Here is a 15,338-nt window from a genome sequence, read left to right as displayed (position 1 = left end):
TTAACAGATTAGTTTTAATCGCTATAAATTAGAAACAAATTGAATACATAAACATGAATACAATAAAGATTTTTAAACTGGCTTTAGTGTCCTTGTTGATGGCCGGATTTTCAGTTTCGTGCAATCAGTCGGCAAAGAATAATCGTAATGAAAAAAGTAGTGGGATTGATTCAATGGAAGTTATGGGTATTAACAATGCCCGCCATGATGAGATCCGTGGTAGAACGCAGAGTGAAATGGAAAGGGTGCGCATGCGCCTGAATAGTTTGGATGAAAATGATCCTGATTTTAATGGGAAGTTAAATCAGGAATTGGATCGGTTTAATGCTGACATGGATAGTATAAACGCTCATTTAGCTAACAATAATTTTGAAACGAGTGATGATTATAGAAGCCGGTACGATTCGGTGCGTATTAAAAGCAATGAGTTGAAAAACAAGCTGGAAAGGTGGACTGACAAAACCAGTGAAAATCTCGAGGAGCTGGAAGATGAAATAAAAACGGAGTTCAGGGAACTTAAAGAATTTTTGAAAAACGATAAAAATTAAAATATGAAAGCAAAAAAAATTACTGAAGCATTGATTGATCATCACAATGAAATGCGAAAATTGGTTAAAGAAATAGAAAAGGATGCAAGCAAATTTATCTTCTTAAAAAAGCACCTCGACATTCATCATGAATTGGAGGAAGATCTGTTGCTTAGTAAATTACACTCCAAGAAAGATATAAAAGATGAATCGCTCGAATCGCAGGAAGAGCATGTCGTTTTAAATCAGGCACTGCTTGGCCTTGCTGATTTTCCGAAAGACAACCAACGCTGGATGATTAAATTTAAGGTTTTTGATGAAATACTCGACCACCATTTGGAAGAAGAGGAAGAGGATTTGTTTCCTGAAGCTGAAAAAGCTTTGAGCGAAAAGGAGCTAACCGATTTGGGAACTCAATTTATTGAACTGAAAAAGCAGCGACTTTCAGCTGTATTGGAAACCAAACCAGTAAAAGAACTGGAAAAACCGAAGGCTAAAAAGTAAAGGTTAATAAAAGTCTGCTTACTGTAGCGTCAGTTTTATTTGATGCGGTTTTTATTCTAGCTGGCAAAAAAAAGCTGCTCCACATTGATGGGAGAGTAGAAGGCAGTTGAATTTATAACAGAGGCATATCAACATTGCAAAGCCATTGCTGTGTAGGGTGGGGGAGTCGATTGGCTGATGGAAATTGATGGGTTCACTTCAGTCAAAAAAAGAAGAAATGAAGCCAGGTATTTTTATTGATGCTTCGCTTGGTGAATTTGTAAAAGTGATCGCACATCACAGGTTCTGGGAACGCGAAAAGAAAAAGAAAACTGAAACAATTGATTTGCGAAATCTCGTAAATATTAAGCATAAACATATTTGACAAAGAGTCTATAAATCAGGCTGTTTGAAAAAAATAATCTGCAGTCTCTTGAAGCGTCAACGTATAATAGGTTGAATATGGTCAACTTATAACGAAACGCTATTGAAATTTGATGTCGTTTTAAAGTGAATAAATCCAATTAAAAATAAAGGTGAGAATAACATTTTTTTTATATTTGCAACGCTTAAAAACAGAACACGCCAGGTTGATTAAGTTCCAATTTGTTCAGGTTCCATTTTTAATGCCCAGATGGTGAAATTGGTAGACACGCCAGCTTGAGGGGCTGGTGACCGATTATGGTCGTGCAAGTTCGAGTCTTGTTCTGGGCACTAAGGAGTTGAGAAATCGGCTCCTTTTTTTTATTTTCATAACTAGCCACTTACAGCTAGCCGATGTTGCTAGATCTTCTAAAATGGAATCATGATGGAGACATTTCCGGGTTATACGTTACGATAGTACAAAATAATTGATTTAAATGACGCATACTCGTTCTATAACTCCTGTGTGTTGAGTACCGTAGGAATCTATTGAACTTTGCTTGGAAAGACTGGTGACTCCTTGGGGTGATTTGAAACGTGGGAGTTCTGCAAAGAGCTCCGCATAAACCTCTTTTATGGCGTATAATTGAACCGTATTTCGTGCTATCGGGTCGAGGGTGTTGTTCCGTGTGAAATTGTATGCTGGGCGATCTTGGATCACATTTGGATACTGCTGTTTTTACTCTTTCTTCTCATGCATTCTTTTCGTAAGTAATTTGTTTTTCAATCGTTTTTAGTATATGTGTTATAGAACATTTATGTGAAAAAAGCAACGAAATTTAATAAAGGTAAAAAATACTTTTTATAGTTTTGACCACATGAAACAAGCATGTAAAAGTTCTTATATAACGGAGGATGATTATATGCGAGGTTCATATGATCCCTAATAAAAAGCAAACGATTATAATCAGATGAAACGATCAAAAGAATTTTTGTCAGAATTATATGGAGAGCATCCAAGGCATTATGTTGCAGTTGACTGCGTGATTTTTGGTTATGACAGCGGCGAGTTGAAGTTACTATTATACCCCCGTAGTTTTGAGCCGTCAAAGGGAAATTGGTCATTGCCGGGGGGGTTTGTTCAGAATGATGAATCGTCGGATCAGGCGGCAGAGCGAATATTGAAAAAGACCACGGGATTAGATGATATTTTTATGGAACAAGTAGCAGCCTTCGCTGATCCAAATCGTGAAAAATCGGCAAGGGTGATCAGTTTGGCGTATTACGCGTTGGTCCGTCTTGATCGGTACGACGAAAATCTCTTAAAAGAACATGGTGCTACCTGGTATTCACTGGCCAAAATGCCGGACTTAATTTTCGACCACAATGAAATGGTTGCAAGGGCTCTTTCTAAACTCCAATTTAAGGCCGGACATGGACTTGTTGGTACAGAGTTGCTGCCCGAAATGTTCACTCTTACCCAGTTAAGAGGGCTATATGAAGCTATTTTTCAACGGGAATTTGATCCCGGCAATTTCAGAAAGAAGATTTTGTCACTTGGGATTTTGAAAAGACTAAACAAAAAGGATTCCAGCGAATCGAAAAAAGGAGCCTATTATTACTGTTATCAGGCAGAAGATATTAACGCAAAGGAAATTGGTCAAATTATAAAAATCTAACAAAAATAAATTATTTAACAAGATGAAAACGAAAGATTTAAAATCCTACGAAGTTTGGTTTATTACAGGTAGTCAAAACCTATACGGCGAAGAAACTCTCAAGCAAGTTGATAGTCATTCAGAAAAAATCGCTAAAGCTTTTGATGCGTCTCCGTCAATACCAGTAAAAGTTGTGTTCAAGCCTGTAGTTAAAACTCCCGAAGAAATTTATAATTGCTGCCAGGCGGCTAACACAAATGAAAACTGTATCGGTATCATCACTTGGATGCACACATTTTCACCAGCTAAAATGTGGATTCAAGGGCTAAGCGTTTTAAATAAACCATTTTTACACCTTCATACTCAGTTTAACCGTGACATTCCTTGGGATACCATTGATATGGATTTCATGAATCTAAACCAGTCGGCACATGGCGACCGTGAGTTTGGCTTCATTTGCTCGCGCATGCGCAAAAATCGTAAAGTGGTAGTTGGTTATTGGGAAGATGAAAACGTTCAACAAAAGGTTGGAATTTGGGCGCGTGCCGCAGTCGGTAATAATGAATCTAAAAACTTGAAAATTTGTCGTTTTGGTGATAATATGCGTTATGTTGCTGTTACCGAGGGTGATAAAGTTGAAGCACAACGAGTTCTCGGATGGCAGGTTAATGCACATGGCGTTGGAGAGTTAGTTGCTAGTATGGACACCATCTCGGAAAAAGAGGTTGATGATTTAATGGAAGTGTATGCAGCAGAATATCAATTAGAGGATAAATCAAATGAAAATATTCGTTACCAAGCGAAAATTGAGCTTGGAATGAAAAAGTTTTTGGATAAGCATGGCTACAACGCTTTTACCACAAACTTCGAAGATCTTACTGGCATGAAACAACTTCCGGGCTTGGCAAGTCAGCGTATGATGGCTCAGGGTTATGGGTTTGGTGCTGAAGGCGATTGGAAACAATCAGGCTTGGTACGTATTATGAAAGTGATGTCGCAAGGTTTGGAAGGTGGATGTTCGTTTATGGAAGACTATACTTACCATTTAGACCCGGTACAGCCAGCGGTATTGAGTGCACACATGTTGGAAATTTGTCCTTCGATTGCTGAAGCTAAACCTAAGATTGAGGTACATCCATTGGGAATTGGTGGCAAAGATGCTCCTGCTCGTTTGGTGTTTAATGCACCCGAAGGTGACGGTGTAAATGCAACCTTGGTTGATATGGGCGGACGGATGCGTTTAATTCTTAATCCAGTAAAATGTATGACACCAAAAGCCCTTCCGAAATTACCGGTCGCTTGTGCGTTGTGGGTGCCAATGCCAAATCTTGAAGTCGGCGCTGCTGCCTGGATCCTGGGTGGAGGAGCTCACCATACAAGTTTCAGCATGGCTCTAAACAAAGAATTTCTGGAAGATCTGGGTGATATGCTCGATCTTGAGATGATTGTAATTGATGAGGATACTAAAATTTCAGAATTCAAAAAAGAGTTGAAGTGGAATGACTTGTATTATCATCTTTCCAAAGGACTATAAGGATTCAATAAAACTAATAAACATAAACTAAAAACTATCGCTAATGGGTTTACTTGACTGGATCGTAATCGGAATTTTTGCGCTCGCCCTAATTGGTATTATTGTGTGGGTGTTTAGGCAAAAGGAAGAAACCTCAGGAGATTATTTCCTTGCTGGTCGTGATGCCTCATGGATTGCCATTGGAGCATCCATTTTTGCATCCAATATCGGATCAGAACACTTAATTGGATTGGCTGGAGCAGGAGCTTCCAGTGGTATGGCAATGGCACACTGGGAAATTCAAGGATGGATGATTCTTATCCTTGGATGGGTATTCGTTCCTTTTTACTCTCGAAGTATGGTTTCAACCATGCCTGAGTTCCTCGAACGACGCTATAATAAAGAGTCCAGAACAATATTGTCGTTGATTTCCTTGGTTAGCTACGTCTTAACTAAAGTTGCTGTTACGGTCTATGCCGGAGGGCTGGTCTTTCAGCAAGTGTTTGGTATTGAAACCATGTGGGGAATCGACTTCTTTTGGATTTCTGCAGTTGGTTTGGTATTGCTAACAGCTGTTTATACGGTAATTGGTGGAATGAAATCAGTGTTGTATACCTCGGTTCTGCAAACTCCTATTTTGCTGTTAGGTTCAATTATTATTGTTGTACTCGGCTTGAAAGAGCTGGGGGGATGGGATGAAATGATGCGCATTACAAGTGCTGTTCCTGTGAATGAACATGGTGATAGTATGGTTAATTTGATACGCAGTAATCGAGACTCGGACTTCCCATGGCTTGGTGTATTTATCGGCTCTGCGGTTATTGGTTTTTGGTACTGGTGTACCGATCAGTTTATTGTACAACGTGTGCTTTCGGGTAAAAATGAAAGGGAAGCACGCCGGGGGACCATTTTTGGTGCTTACCTGAAGCTTACTCCGGTATTCTTGTTCATGATTCCGGGGATGATTGCTTTTGCCTTGCATCAAAAATATCTGGGACAAGGTGGATTTTTACCATTGCTGGAAAATGGCATGCCAAATGCCGATGCAGCATTCCCAACCTTAGTTGCAAAGCTATTACCTGCAGGCGTTAAAGGTCTTGTTGTTTGTGGTATTTTGGCTGCTTTGATGAGCTCTCTGGCTTCATTGTTTAACTCGTCGGCCATGTTGTTTACAATTGACTTTTATAAGAAATACCGACCCAATACAAGTGAAAATAGATTGCTTCAAGTAGGGCGTATTGCAACTGTTGTAATTGTTATTTTAGGTATTCTCTGGATTCCTATTATGCGTAACATTGGAGATGTATTGTATACGTATCTTCAAGATGTTCAATCCGTTTTAGCTCCGGGTATTGCAGCGGCATTTTTGTTGGGAGTTGTGTCATCTAAGCCAACACCAAAAGGAGGTATGTGGGGAATGATTTCCGGATTTATTATTGGTGTATTGCGTCTTGGGGCGAAAGTGATGTATACAAGTATGGCAGGAAGTGCCGGCTATGAAGATGTAAAACTTTGGGCCACTGAAACAGGAGTAAATAATTTCTTTTACACTTTGTTTTATGATGTAAACTGGTTGTTCTTTAGTGGAGGTATGCTTGTGTTCAGTATGGCAGTTGTTCTGGTTGTAAGTAAATTTACAAAAGCGGCATCTGCCGAGCAGCTCAATGGACTGACATTCTCATCAGCGTCTGAAGAAGATAAAGCTGCAACTCGAAAGAGTTGGAATCATTGGGATGTTATCCACTCCGCAATTATTATTGGATTAACTGTTGTGTTTTATATTTATTTCTGGTAAAAAATTAGAAATGTTAGAAGAATTAAAAGAACAGGTTTGTCAAGCCAATCTCGACCTCGTGGAATACGGTTTAGTTGTATTCACCTGGGGGAATGTGAGTGGCATTGACCGAGAAAAAGGATTAGTTGTAATCAAACCCAGCGGTGTTTCGTATGACGGTATGAAACCTGCTGATATGGTGGTGCTCGACTTGGATGGAAATATTGTTGAAGGACAATACAAACCATCTTCGGATACTGCAACTCATTTAGTTTTATACCGCAACTTCAAAAATATTGGAGGGGTTGTTCATACTCATTCCGAGTGGGCTACCAGCTGGGCACAAGCTGGGAAGTCGATTCCTGCTGTCGGAACAACGCATGCCGATTATTTTTATGGCGAAATACCATGCACCCGTAAAATGACGGATGCTGAAATTGAAACTGATTATGAACTGGAAACAGGAAACGTAATTGTAGAATGTTTCAAAGATCTGAATCCTGATTTTATGCCCGGGGTTTTGGTAAACAATCATGCCCCGTTTAATTGGGGAACTGATGCACATAATGCGGTGCATAATGCCGTGGTTTTAGAGGAAGTTGCGAAAATGACATTCCGCTCATTTCAGTTAAATGCTGAAACTGAAATGTCACAGACTTTATTAGACAAGCACTTTTTGCGCAAGCATGGTAAAGACGCTTATTACGGTCAGAAGTAGTAAAACAAAAAAAAATCAAATTAAAATGACTCAAACAAAATATACAATTGGGCTCGATTACGGATCAGACTCCGTTCGTTCACTGATTGTAAATGTCGACACGGGCGAAGAAATAGCCAGTGTGGTATTCGAATATCCACGTTGGAAAAAAGGAATGTACTGCGATCCGGCAAGAAACCAATTTCGCCAACATCCTTTGGATTATTTGGAAGGATTGGAATACACGATTGTTGAAGCTTTAAAAGAAGCTCCGGCCGGAGTGGCTGAAAATGTAGTTGGTATTTCAGTTGATACAACTGGTTCAACTCCGGTTGCCGTTGATGAAAAAGGAACGCCTTTGTCGTTGACTCCGGGATATGAGGAAAATCCGAATGCGATGTTCGTACTTTGGAAAGACCATACTGCTGTGAAAGAAGCCGACGAAATTAACGACTTGGCTCGCAAATGGGAAATTGATTTTACAAAATACGAAGGTGGAATTTATTCATCAGAATGGTTTTGGGCCAAGTTGTTGAAAGTTTCTCGTGATGACGCTGCTGTTTATCGGGCAGCAAATTCGTGGGTGGAACATTGCGACTGGATTCCTGCTGTTTTGGTTGGGAATACTCGCCCAAAAACACTCAAGAGGAGTCGTTGTGCTGCCGGACATAAAGCAATGTGGCACGAGGCTTTTGGCGGACTTCCTTCTGATGAGTTTTTAACGGCTCTGGATCCAATGTTGGGTGGTTTGCGCGATCGGCTGTACAAAGAAACATTTACTTGCGATGTGGCAGTTGGTAACTTGTCAAGCGAATGGGCCGAGAAACTAGGCCTTTCAACAGATGTGGTAATCGGCGTTGGTGCTTTCGATGCTCACATGGGAGCTATTGGTGCCGAAATTGAACCTTATCACTTGAGTAAAGTGATGGGAACTTCAACTTGTGATATGTTGGTTGCTCCAATGGAAGAGGTTGGCGATAAGTTGGTTTCAGGTATTTGCGGTCAGGTTGATGGTTCAATCATGCCGGGGATGCTGGGAATGGAAGCTGGACAATCTGCTTTTGGCGATATTTATGCGTGGTTTAAACGGGTGTTGATGTGGCCGGCAGCGCAAATTCTTTCGAAAACCGATTTAGTAAGCGAAGAGCAGCGTCAGGCGTTGATTGAAGAGCTTTCGGATAAAATGATTGCAGAATTAACTGTTGAAGCTGAAAAATTGGCCATTGGTGAAAGTAGTGTACTGGCTATCGATTGGATGAATGGACGACGTACTCCGGATGCCAATCAAAACCTGAAGGGGGCTATTGCCGGCTTAAGTTTAGGAACTGATGCACCGCGAATTTTCCGTGCTTTGGTTGAGGCTACTGCTTTTGGTTCAAAAGCCATAGTAGATCGTTTTCTAAATGAAGGTATACGTATTGACGGTGTGATTGCACTGGGCGGCGTTGCTAAAAAATCGAAATTGGTGATGCAAATTGTTGCCGATGTGCTGAATATGCCAATTAAGGTTGCTCGCTCGGAGCAAGCTTGTGCGCTAGGTACTGCAATGGCAGCAGCGGTGGCAGCAGGTGTTTATGCAACAACCAACGAGGCTCAGAAAAAGATGGGTGGCGGCTTCGAAATGGAATATCATCCAATTCCTGAAAACGTTGAAAAATACCAAAAGCTGTATGAAGATTACGTTGCTTTGGGTGGTTTCATCGAGAAGGATCTGACAAAATAAGAATCAATCAATTCAGATTAGATATTACGGGAGTTTGTTACGGCAGGCTCCCGTTTGTTTTTGCAATATCGGGGAGTCTTAAATCAGTGTCCAGTCGTTCGTTTAGTTGTTTAATGAAGTGAGCAGAAAGGGTGGGCGATTCTTTCTCGAGATTCTGATGCACAAAAAAATAGATGTTTTGCAGGCCTTGTTTCACCCATTTCTCAATTCGGTCTACCCAGTCATCCAATCGTGAGAAATCGCTTGTCGGATGATTCGAACCAACATATCGAACAAAAGCAGTTGGGGTGGTTAGTCGCATATGCAGTAAATCTCTGCGACCAGCCGTATCTACTAAAATGTTGGTTATTTCGTTTTCTTCGAGCAGTTGAAAATAGTCTTTTGCAATTTGCTCGTTGCTGAACCACTCCTGATGCCGAACTTCGCAGGCTAAGGGGATTGCTTTTGAAAAATTTTCAAAGAATGTCTTCAGGCGATCAACGTTTTTATATCCAAAATTATTATGAAGTTGAAGAAATGCCATCCCCAGCTTTTCTTCAAAGTTGACCATATTGTCGCAGTATTCCTCAGTTAGTTGCTCTACATTGTTTAGTCGCCGCATGTGACTGATCGACTGCGTGACTTTCGGAAAGAACTTAAAGTCATCCGGAGTTTTTTCTTTCCAGCTGATGATTTGCTCTGCTCCAAACATGCGGTAAAAAGTCGCATTTAGCTCAATGGAATTAAACTGAGTGGAGTAGTAGGCCAGCTCGTCTTTTGTGCCGCGAGGATAAAAATTCTTTAAATCCTGCCTATTCCATTTAGCGCAACCCACATAGATATTTAGCGGTTGGCCTGCTTTGCTTTTTGAAAGCACTCTTTTTGTTTCCGGATGATCCTTCGGTAGGGCAAAATCAACTTGATCCGGATGATCAACTTTTCCAAATTTCATAAATTATCTGTTGGTAAGGAATTAAATAAAACGAGAGAATTAAGGCGATAACCGCTTGTATTCCCATTGGTTTGAATCGATCTTATAATAACGAATTCGGTCGTGAAGTCTGCCGGGGCGACCTTGCCAAAATTCTATTTCTGTTGGGTTCACCTGATAGCCTCCCCAGTTTGGTGGTTTCGGAATTGAAAGTCCTTCAAATTGAGCTGTCGTATCTCTGAATTTCTGTTCGAGTTCGTCTCTGCTTTTTATTATTTCGCTTTGCGCCGAAGTCCAGGCACCAAGCTGGCTGTCTCTTGGTCTACTGTTGAAATAGTCTTCAGAAAGGTTGTCGTCAGTTTTTGATATGATGCCTTTTATGCGCACTTGTCGTTCAAGCTCTGCCCAAAAGAAATTTATAGCAACATGATTGTTCTCAGCAATTTGTTTCGCTTTAGTGCTCTTGTAGTTTGTGTAGAATAGGAACTGGTCATTGGAAACCTCTTTCAAAAGTACAATTCGGGTATCTGGTTCATCGTTGACAGTGGTTGCCAAAACCATTGCTGTAGGTTCATTTACTTTGTTATGAATAGCCTCGTCCAGCCATAATTTAAATAAATGAATAGGGGTTTCAGGAATGGTGCTCTCTTCCAGCGTGTATTTCTGATAATTGTTTCGTATATCTCGTAGCATTTACAATTGTTTAAGATTATTTACAAACAAGATTGAAAAAGGTTTTGTTATTTAATAGTAATCAATATTAAAAAGATATGAAAATCTTATTATCATTTATTTTTGTTTTCTTAGGATTTATTGCTTTTGCCGGAGAGAATCAATTGTCTGTTGGCGATAAAGCTGAGCATACTTCTGTCAAAATGTTAGGTGTGTCGGGCGATAAAATGTCGTTGGATGATGCTGTCGATCAAAATGGCTTAGTGCTTATATTTTCCTGTAATACTTGTCCTTTTGTTAAAAAATGGGAAGGGCGTTACAATGGGTTAAAGAAGTGGGCCGATGAACATGAGGTCGGGATGGTGGTAGTGAATTCAAACTATCGTAATTTCGACGGTGTCGATTCGTACGAAGCGATGCAAAAGCACGCGAAGGCTCAGTCTTATAATTTCCCGTACTTAGTCGATGAAAATAGTTTATTGGCTAATGCATACGGTGGACAGACTACTCCTCATGTTTTTCTTTTTAATGAAGATTTTGAGTTGGTTTATAAGGGGGCAATTGATGACAATTACGACGATGCCTCGGGAGTAGATAAAGCTTACTTGAAATCAGCTATCGAGCAACTGGCTTCAGGTGAGGAAATTACCCAAGCCGAAACCAAACCTGTTGGTTGCAGTATTAAACGAAAATAAAAACGTTAAAAATAGTAAAGCCGATGCCTTCCACATCGGCTTTACTATTTAACTATTTTTTTTTCTGTAGGGGTTTCTTGGCGTGGTCCATGTAGTTCCAATTAGTCAGTTCGTTGTAGCTTACGGTTACAGTAAAAAATCCTTCTTCCATTTCGCATCGCAGCCCTTCCCATCAATTCGAGCTTACAGCTCCTTCTGCAATATTGTGAATCCTATTGTCGCAAACATTCTCTAAATACAGCAGGACTAGATAATTCCCTCCCATTTTTTTTAGTTAATGTAAGTGGATTAGTGTCTTTCGACTTGTTGTAACACCACAAAGATTACCCTGTCTATTGTAGTGTGTTGACCTAAAGTCTATTGTTGAGATCGTAAAAAAACAGCGACGCAATATATTTAATCAATAGAATTGTGGCTTTTAAAAATAGTTTTATTAATTTTGTTATACAATGTACTACATTGTGTAACAATTTTAAGAGGTATGGAATTTCTTTCAAAAGTCAAATCAGAACAGGAGTTGATTAAAGAATTTAAGCGATTGGCCCATGTGTGTCATCCTGATAAAGGTGGTAGTGTTGAGCTTATGCAAGGTTTAAACGAGGAATACCGATCGATGAAAAGGTACTTCAATGCACATGGGACTGATTTTTCAGCGATTAAAGTTCAGGATACAGTGTATGTTAATGGCACAGAGTGCCAGGTGACGCATGTGTCAGAATATGCTTTTATTGCCAAAGCAAAACATAAGAATAGGTCAGCAGTGTTTGATAAAAATACAGGAAGGGCCGTCGGAAATAAGCGCTATCGGGCACGATTGTTTTAAAATATGTCAAAAGATCAGAAAAAGATATTAACAGGTTTCCGGTTATCTGAAGGAAATGTGAACTTCATAGAAGATACCAGCAAACGCTTGGGGTTGAATAAAACATCAGCCCTGGATATGCTGCTTACCGTTGTTCGAAAAGACAAGCGTCTATTGACGGATTTAATAAAAAAGGCGCTGGAAGAGTGACCGTGATAGTATGGTAATTGCTTTTGGTTGAATTTATTTATATTTTCATTTTTCGTATGCACGAAGTAAAAGTAGATATGGTTGAAGGGGGCGAAGGTGGTGTCATAAACTTTTCCGGTGATTTGATATTTGAAGATATTCGGCGAATAAAGGAGCAAGTTGATGCTGTTTTATCCGAATGGAATCGCAAAAAATTAAGCATTCGTATTTCTGGTGTAACTTCATTTGATTTGAGTTTCTTGCAATTGCTCGAGGGGATTGCTGCATATCTCGAAAAAAGGGAGATTGAACTAAATGTTGAATGGAACATGGATGATGAAACTCGCTTGTTGTTAGAGCATACTGGCTTTGAGAAATATACCTAATATGGAAGAAAAGCGTAAAAAAGTAATTGTGCTTGCAGAGGACTCAAAAAGTATTCGTGAAGCGGTTGCTTTTGGGTTGGAAGAGCATGGTTTTGAGGTATACGGTGCCGAAGATGGCAAACTTGCTTCGGCTCTATTTGATGGGCGTAAAGTTGATTTGTTATTGACAGATTATCACATGCCTAACATGAATGGACTGGAATTGATTAAACATGTTCGCTCAGATGAACGTTATCAGTATGTCCCTATTTTGGTGCTCACCACCGAAAATCGAAAAGATCTTATTCTTGAAACAAAGAGGGCCGGGGCCACCGGTTGGGTTGTAAAACCCTTTAAAGTGGATAAATTACTCCAAACAATTCATCGAATTATGCGCTGATGGAAAAATTTCAGAAACGCTTTATTGACGAAGCGAACGAATATTTTGAAAGTCTGGAGTCTGCTCTGCTCTACCTCGAAAACGACTTCTCTGACACCCAGCGAATTGATGAGATCTTTCGCGTCATGCATTCTTTAAAAGGAAGTGGGGCGATGTTTGGTTTTGATTTGCTGAGTGAAGTTACCCATGATTTGGAATCTCTTTATGAGCAGGTTCGTTCTCAGGAAATTCAACTCAATGCAAAGATTATCAGTTTCACTCTTGGAGCTGTCGATCAGCTAAAAAAGTTATTAGTGCTTAATGCAGGTAACGAGGAGAGGCAATTGGTTGTGGAGTTGAAACGTGATGTTGCATCGCTGTTGGAGAATTCACCATCATCTTCGACAACGTCATCATCTTCTTCTAAAAATGAAGTAGTTGAAAACAACGAACAGGAGACTGAAAATGGCAGGAGCTTTTTTGTATTTTTCCAGCCTAACGAGTCAATTCTCGAAAATGGAACAAACCCTCTTTACCTGATTGATGAGTTGAGCACGCTCGGAGAAAGTAAAATTGAAGTTTCTTTTGCCTCGCTTCCTGATATAGAGGAATTTAACCCACAAAAGTGTTTTGCAAGCTGGAAGGTTGTCGTCTACACACAAGAAGATTTAGACACTATTCAGGATGTGTTTTTGTTTGTGCAGGATGATTCTCGTATTGAAATAGTTGAATTGCAACACGGTAATGTTTTAGAGAATCAGGAAAAAATTGCCAGGTGTTTCTCCATTTCTGTCGATGAGGTTGAAAGCTTAATTGGCGAGGATGCTGATCAGGCGGAAAACTCAGAGCCAATTGAAAATCAAATACAGGTTTCTGAACCTGTCAAGGAAAAAGCAACGGAAGAGCCGGTTACAAAAGCAAACGAAGAGAAGCGAAATCAGCTGGTCTCCGGCGTTCGCCTGGATACCATTCGTGTGAGTTCCGCCAAAATTGATGAGTATATGAATTTGGTCAGTGAGCTAATTACTGCTCAATCGCATTTGGACTTGATCGCTGAAACCCAAAAAGAATTTGAGCCCGTTTCGGAGCATTTTGCCAAATTAATTCGTCAGCTTCGCGACAATGCTTTTGACATGAGCCTTATTCCGTTAACGAATATGGCTACGCGTTTCAGGCGCTTGGTGCGTGATTTGTCAGCCGACTTGAATAAAAAAGTAAACCTGGTTACCGAAGGACTGGAAACAGAAGTGGATAAGACAATTATCGAACAGCTCGGCGAACCCCTGTTACATATTATACGGAACTCAATCGATCATGGAATTGAACCAATTGAACAACGGCTTGAGAATGGGAAGGTTGAGGAAGGAACAATTTCAATAAAAGCTTGCGTTGTTGGAACGTTTGTAGAAATTGAAATTGCTGACGATGGCGCCGGAATAGATTTGTCACGTATCAAGGAGAAAGCTATTCAAAAAGGATTCTTCAATGCGGACGATTCAATTTCTGATTCGGAGCTTATTGCTGTGATTTTCAAACCGGGATTTTCGACATCTGAGACTCTTTCTGATATTTCGGGGCGCGGAGTGGGAATGGACATTGTTCGTAAACGGATTACTGACTTGAGAGGAGATGTTGAAGTTGATACAACGATTGGAGAAGGAACAAAATTCACCATTCGCCTACCTCTTTCTATTTCAATTATTGATGGTTTATTGACTCAGGTAAATGACGATTTATATATTATTCCGACGGGTAGCATTGAAAAAATATATGCACTGACTGCCGATCAGAAAAAAAATGCACTCCGCCAGGTTGTTGTTTTCGAGGATCAGGAAATTCCATACTTAGATCTGCCAATGGAGTTTAGTACAACTCCGAAAGAGCAAAAGCAGCAATACATGATTGTTGTTCGATACGATCATAAATTATTTGGCTTGGTTGTGAATGAGGTATTCCGAGAGCATCAGGCTGTTGTGAAACCCTTGGATCAAATGATTGGTCATCATGAACTTTTTCTAGGGGCAAGTATAATGGGAGATGGACGGGTGACACTTGTTATTGACGTAAATAAAACGATTCAAAAATTCTCAGCATAATGGAAAATGAAATAATATCAGGACTTGACTCATACCTGAGTTTCCGATTAGGCAATGAAAAGTTTGTTGTTAATATTGGGTATGTTAAGCAAATACTCGAAATGACAACGATTACAAAAGTTCCGCATATGCCGGACTATTATAAAGGCGTAATCAATCTGTTTGGAGATGTATTACCGGTAATCGATAGCAGAGTAAAATTTAATTTAGAAGAAAAACCATACGGTAAAAGTACTTGCATTATCGTTTTAATGATTTCAAATCAAGATGTAACTGCGAAATTTGGGCTCATTGTTGACGAAGTTCGTGCAGTTTTGCAAATAGCAGACGAGCAGATTAAGGAACCCCCTGAGATTGGAGGCAAATTCAAAAATGAATTGATCCACTCGATTGCCAATGTAGATGGCGAATTTATTATAATACTCAATGTGGATGATATTTTTTCCACTGACGAGATAACACTAGTTAATCCTAATCAACCTTAAACTATAA

Annotated in this window: 17 protein-coding genes and 1 tRNA gene; 16 read left to right on the top strand and 2 right to left on the bottom strand. The window is 39.9% G+C overall.

Annotated elements, in window-relative coordinates:
* The first annotated feature begins 53 nt into the window (after window positions 1-53).
* The 9 genes from GR929_RS13320 to GR929_RS13280 all read left to right on the top strand — a co-directional run bounded on the left by GR929_RS13320 (window position 54) and on the right by GR929_RS13280 (window position 8,738).
* Window positions 54-548, top strand: a complete 495-nt coding sequence (locus GR929_RS13320) for a hypothetical protein (RefSeq protein ID WP_159520583.1) — start codon at window positions 54-56, stop codon at window positions 546-548.
* 3 nt (window positions 549-551) lie between these two features.
* The gene (locus tag GR929_RS13315) at window positions 552-1,031 is read left to right on the top strand and encodes a hemerythrin domain-containing protein (protein ID WP_159520581.1); all 480 of its coding nucleotides are present in this window, start codon (window positions 552-554) and stop codon (window positions 1,029-1,031) included.
* 217 nt (window positions 1,032-1,248) lie between these two features.
* The gene (locus tag GR929_RS13310; protein ID WP_159520579.1) at window positions 1,249-1,395 is read left to right on the top strand and encodes a hypothetical protein; all 147 of its coding nucleotides are present in this window, start codon (window positions 1,249-1,251) and stop codon (window positions 1,393-1,395) included.
* Between the two features lie 243 nt (window positions 1,396-1,638).
* Window positions 1,639-1,724: transfer RNA gene (locus GR929_RS13305), tRNA-Leu, on the top strand.
* 620 nt (window positions 1,725-2,344) lie between these two features.
* Window positions 2,345-3,052, top strand: a complete 708-nt coding sequence (locus GR929_RS13300) for an NUDIX hydrolase (RefSeq protein ID WP_159520577.1) — start codon at window positions 2,345-2,347, stop codon at window positions 3,050-3,052.
* Between the two features lie 22 nt (window positions 3,053-3,074).
* On the top strand, window positions 3,075-4,565 hold the full coding sequence (gene araA / locus GR929_RS13295) for an L-arabinose isomerase (protein ID WP_159520575.1): 1,491 nt from the start codon (window positions 3,075-3,077) through the stop codon (window positions 4,563-4,565).
* A gap of 43 nt (window positions 4,566-4,608) precedes the next feature.
* A complete protein-coding gene (locus GR929_RS13290; protein ID WP_159520573.1) occupies window positions 4,609-6,339 on the top strand; it encodes a sodium:solute symporter in 1,731 nt (576 codons plus the stop codon).
* Between the two features lie 10 nt (window positions 6,340-6,349).
* Window positions 6,350-7,036 carry an L-ribulose-5-phosphate 4-epimerase gene (gene araD / locus GR929_RS13285; RefSeq protein WP_159520571.1) on the top strand — a complete coding sequence of 229 codons (687 nt, stop codon included), beginning with the start codon at window positions 6,350-6,352 and terminating at the stop codon, window positions 7,034-7,036.
* Window positions 7,037-7,061: 25 nt separating this feature from the next.
* The gene (locus tag GR929_RS13280) at window positions 7,062-8,738 is read left to right on the top strand and encodes a ribulokinase (RefSeq protein WP_159520569.1); all 1,677 of its coding nucleotides are present in this window, start codon (window positions 7,062-7,064) and stop codon (window positions 8,736-8,738) included.
* Between the two features lie 37 nt (window positions 8,739-8,775).
* Here the strand turns inward: GR929_RS13280 and GR929_RS13275 are convergent, their stop codons facing one another.
* Together GR929_RS13275 and pdxH are read right to left on the bottom strand one after the other, a co-directional pair.
* Window positions 8,776-9,669 carry a DUF72 domain-containing protein gene (locus tag GR929_RS13275; RefSeq protein WP_159520567.1) on the bottom strand — a complete coding sequence of 298 codons (894 nt, stop codon included), beginning with the start codon at window positions 9,667-9,669 and terminating at the stop codon, window positions 8,776-8,778.
* Window positions 9,670-9,708: 39 nt separating this feature from the next.
* The gene (gene pdxH / locus GR929_RS13270; RefSeq protein ID WP_159520565.1) at window positions 9,709-10,341 is read right to left on the bottom strand and encodes a pyridoxamine 5'-phosphate oxidase; all 633 of its coding nucleotides are present in this window, start codon (window positions 10,339-10,341) and stop codon (window positions 9,709-9,711) included.
* 77 nt (window positions 10,342-10,418) lie between these two features.
* On the opposite strand from pdxH, the gene GR929_RS13265 reads away from it, so the two are divergent.
* From GR929_RS13265 to GR929_RS13235, 7 genes are all read left to right on the top strand, one after another.
* Window positions 10,419-11,015 (top strand): thioredoxin family protein, encoded by a 597-nt coding sequence (locus tag GR929_RS13265; RefSeq protein ID WP_159520563.1) that lies wholly within the window; start codon window positions 10,419-10,421, stop codon window positions 11,013-11,015.
* Between the two features lie 481 nt (window positions 11,016-11,496).
* Window positions 11,497-11,838 carry a hypothetical protein gene (locus GR929_RS13260; protein ID WP_159520561.1) on the top strand — a complete coding sequence of 114 codons (342 nt, stop codon included), beginning with the start codon at window positions 11,497-11,499 and terminating at the stop codon, window positions 11,836-11,838.
* A 3-nt stretch (window positions 11,839-11,841) separates the two neighbouring features.
* Window positions 11,842-12,027 carry a hypothetical protein gene (locus GR929_RS13255; RefSeq protein WP_159520559.1) on the top strand — a complete coding sequence of 62 codons (186 nt, stop codon included), beginning with the start codon at window positions 11,842-11,844 and terminating at the stop codon, window positions 12,025-12,027.
* 56 nt (window positions 12,028-12,083) lie between these two features.
* Window positions 12,084-12,392 (top strand): STAS domain-containing protein, encoded by a 309-nt coding sequence (locus GR929_RS13250; RefSeq protein ID WP_159520557.1) that lies wholly within the window; start codon window positions 12,084-12,086, stop codon window positions 12,390-12,392.
* Window position 12,393: 1 nt separating this feature from the next.
* The gene (locus GR929_RS13245; RefSeq protein WP_159520555.1) at window positions 12,394-12,771 is read left to right on the top strand and encodes a response regulator; all 378 of its coding nucleotides are present in this window, start codon (window positions 12,394-12,396) and stop codon (window positions 12,769-12,771) included.
* A complete protein-coding gene (locus tag GR929_RS13240; protein ID WP_159520553.1) occupies window positions 12,771-14,846 on the top strand; it encodes a chemotaxis protein CheA in 2,076 nt (691 codons plus the stop codon). Before GR929_RS13245 ends, GR929_RS13240 begins: the two co-directional genes overlap by 1 nt.
* The gene (locus tag GR929_RS13235) at window positions 14,846-15,331 is read left to right on the top strand and encodes a chemotaxis protein CheW (RefSeq protein WP_159520551.1); all 486 of its coding nucleotides are present in this window, start codon (window positions 14,846-14,848) and stop codon (window positions 15,329-15,331) included. Before GR929_RS13240 ends, GR929_RS13235 begins: the two co-directional genes overlap by 1 nt.
* Window positions 15,332-15,338 lie beyond the last annotated feature (7 nt).

Source organism: Sunxiuqinia indica (assembly GCF_009847015.1).
Lineage (GTDB): Bacteria > Bacteroidota > Bacteroidia > Bacteroidales > Prolixibacteraceae > Sunxiuqinia > Sunxiuqinia indica.
The sequence above is the reverse complement of the archived record's forward strand: the minus strand, read 5'-3'. Positions and strand labels throughout refer to the sequence as shown.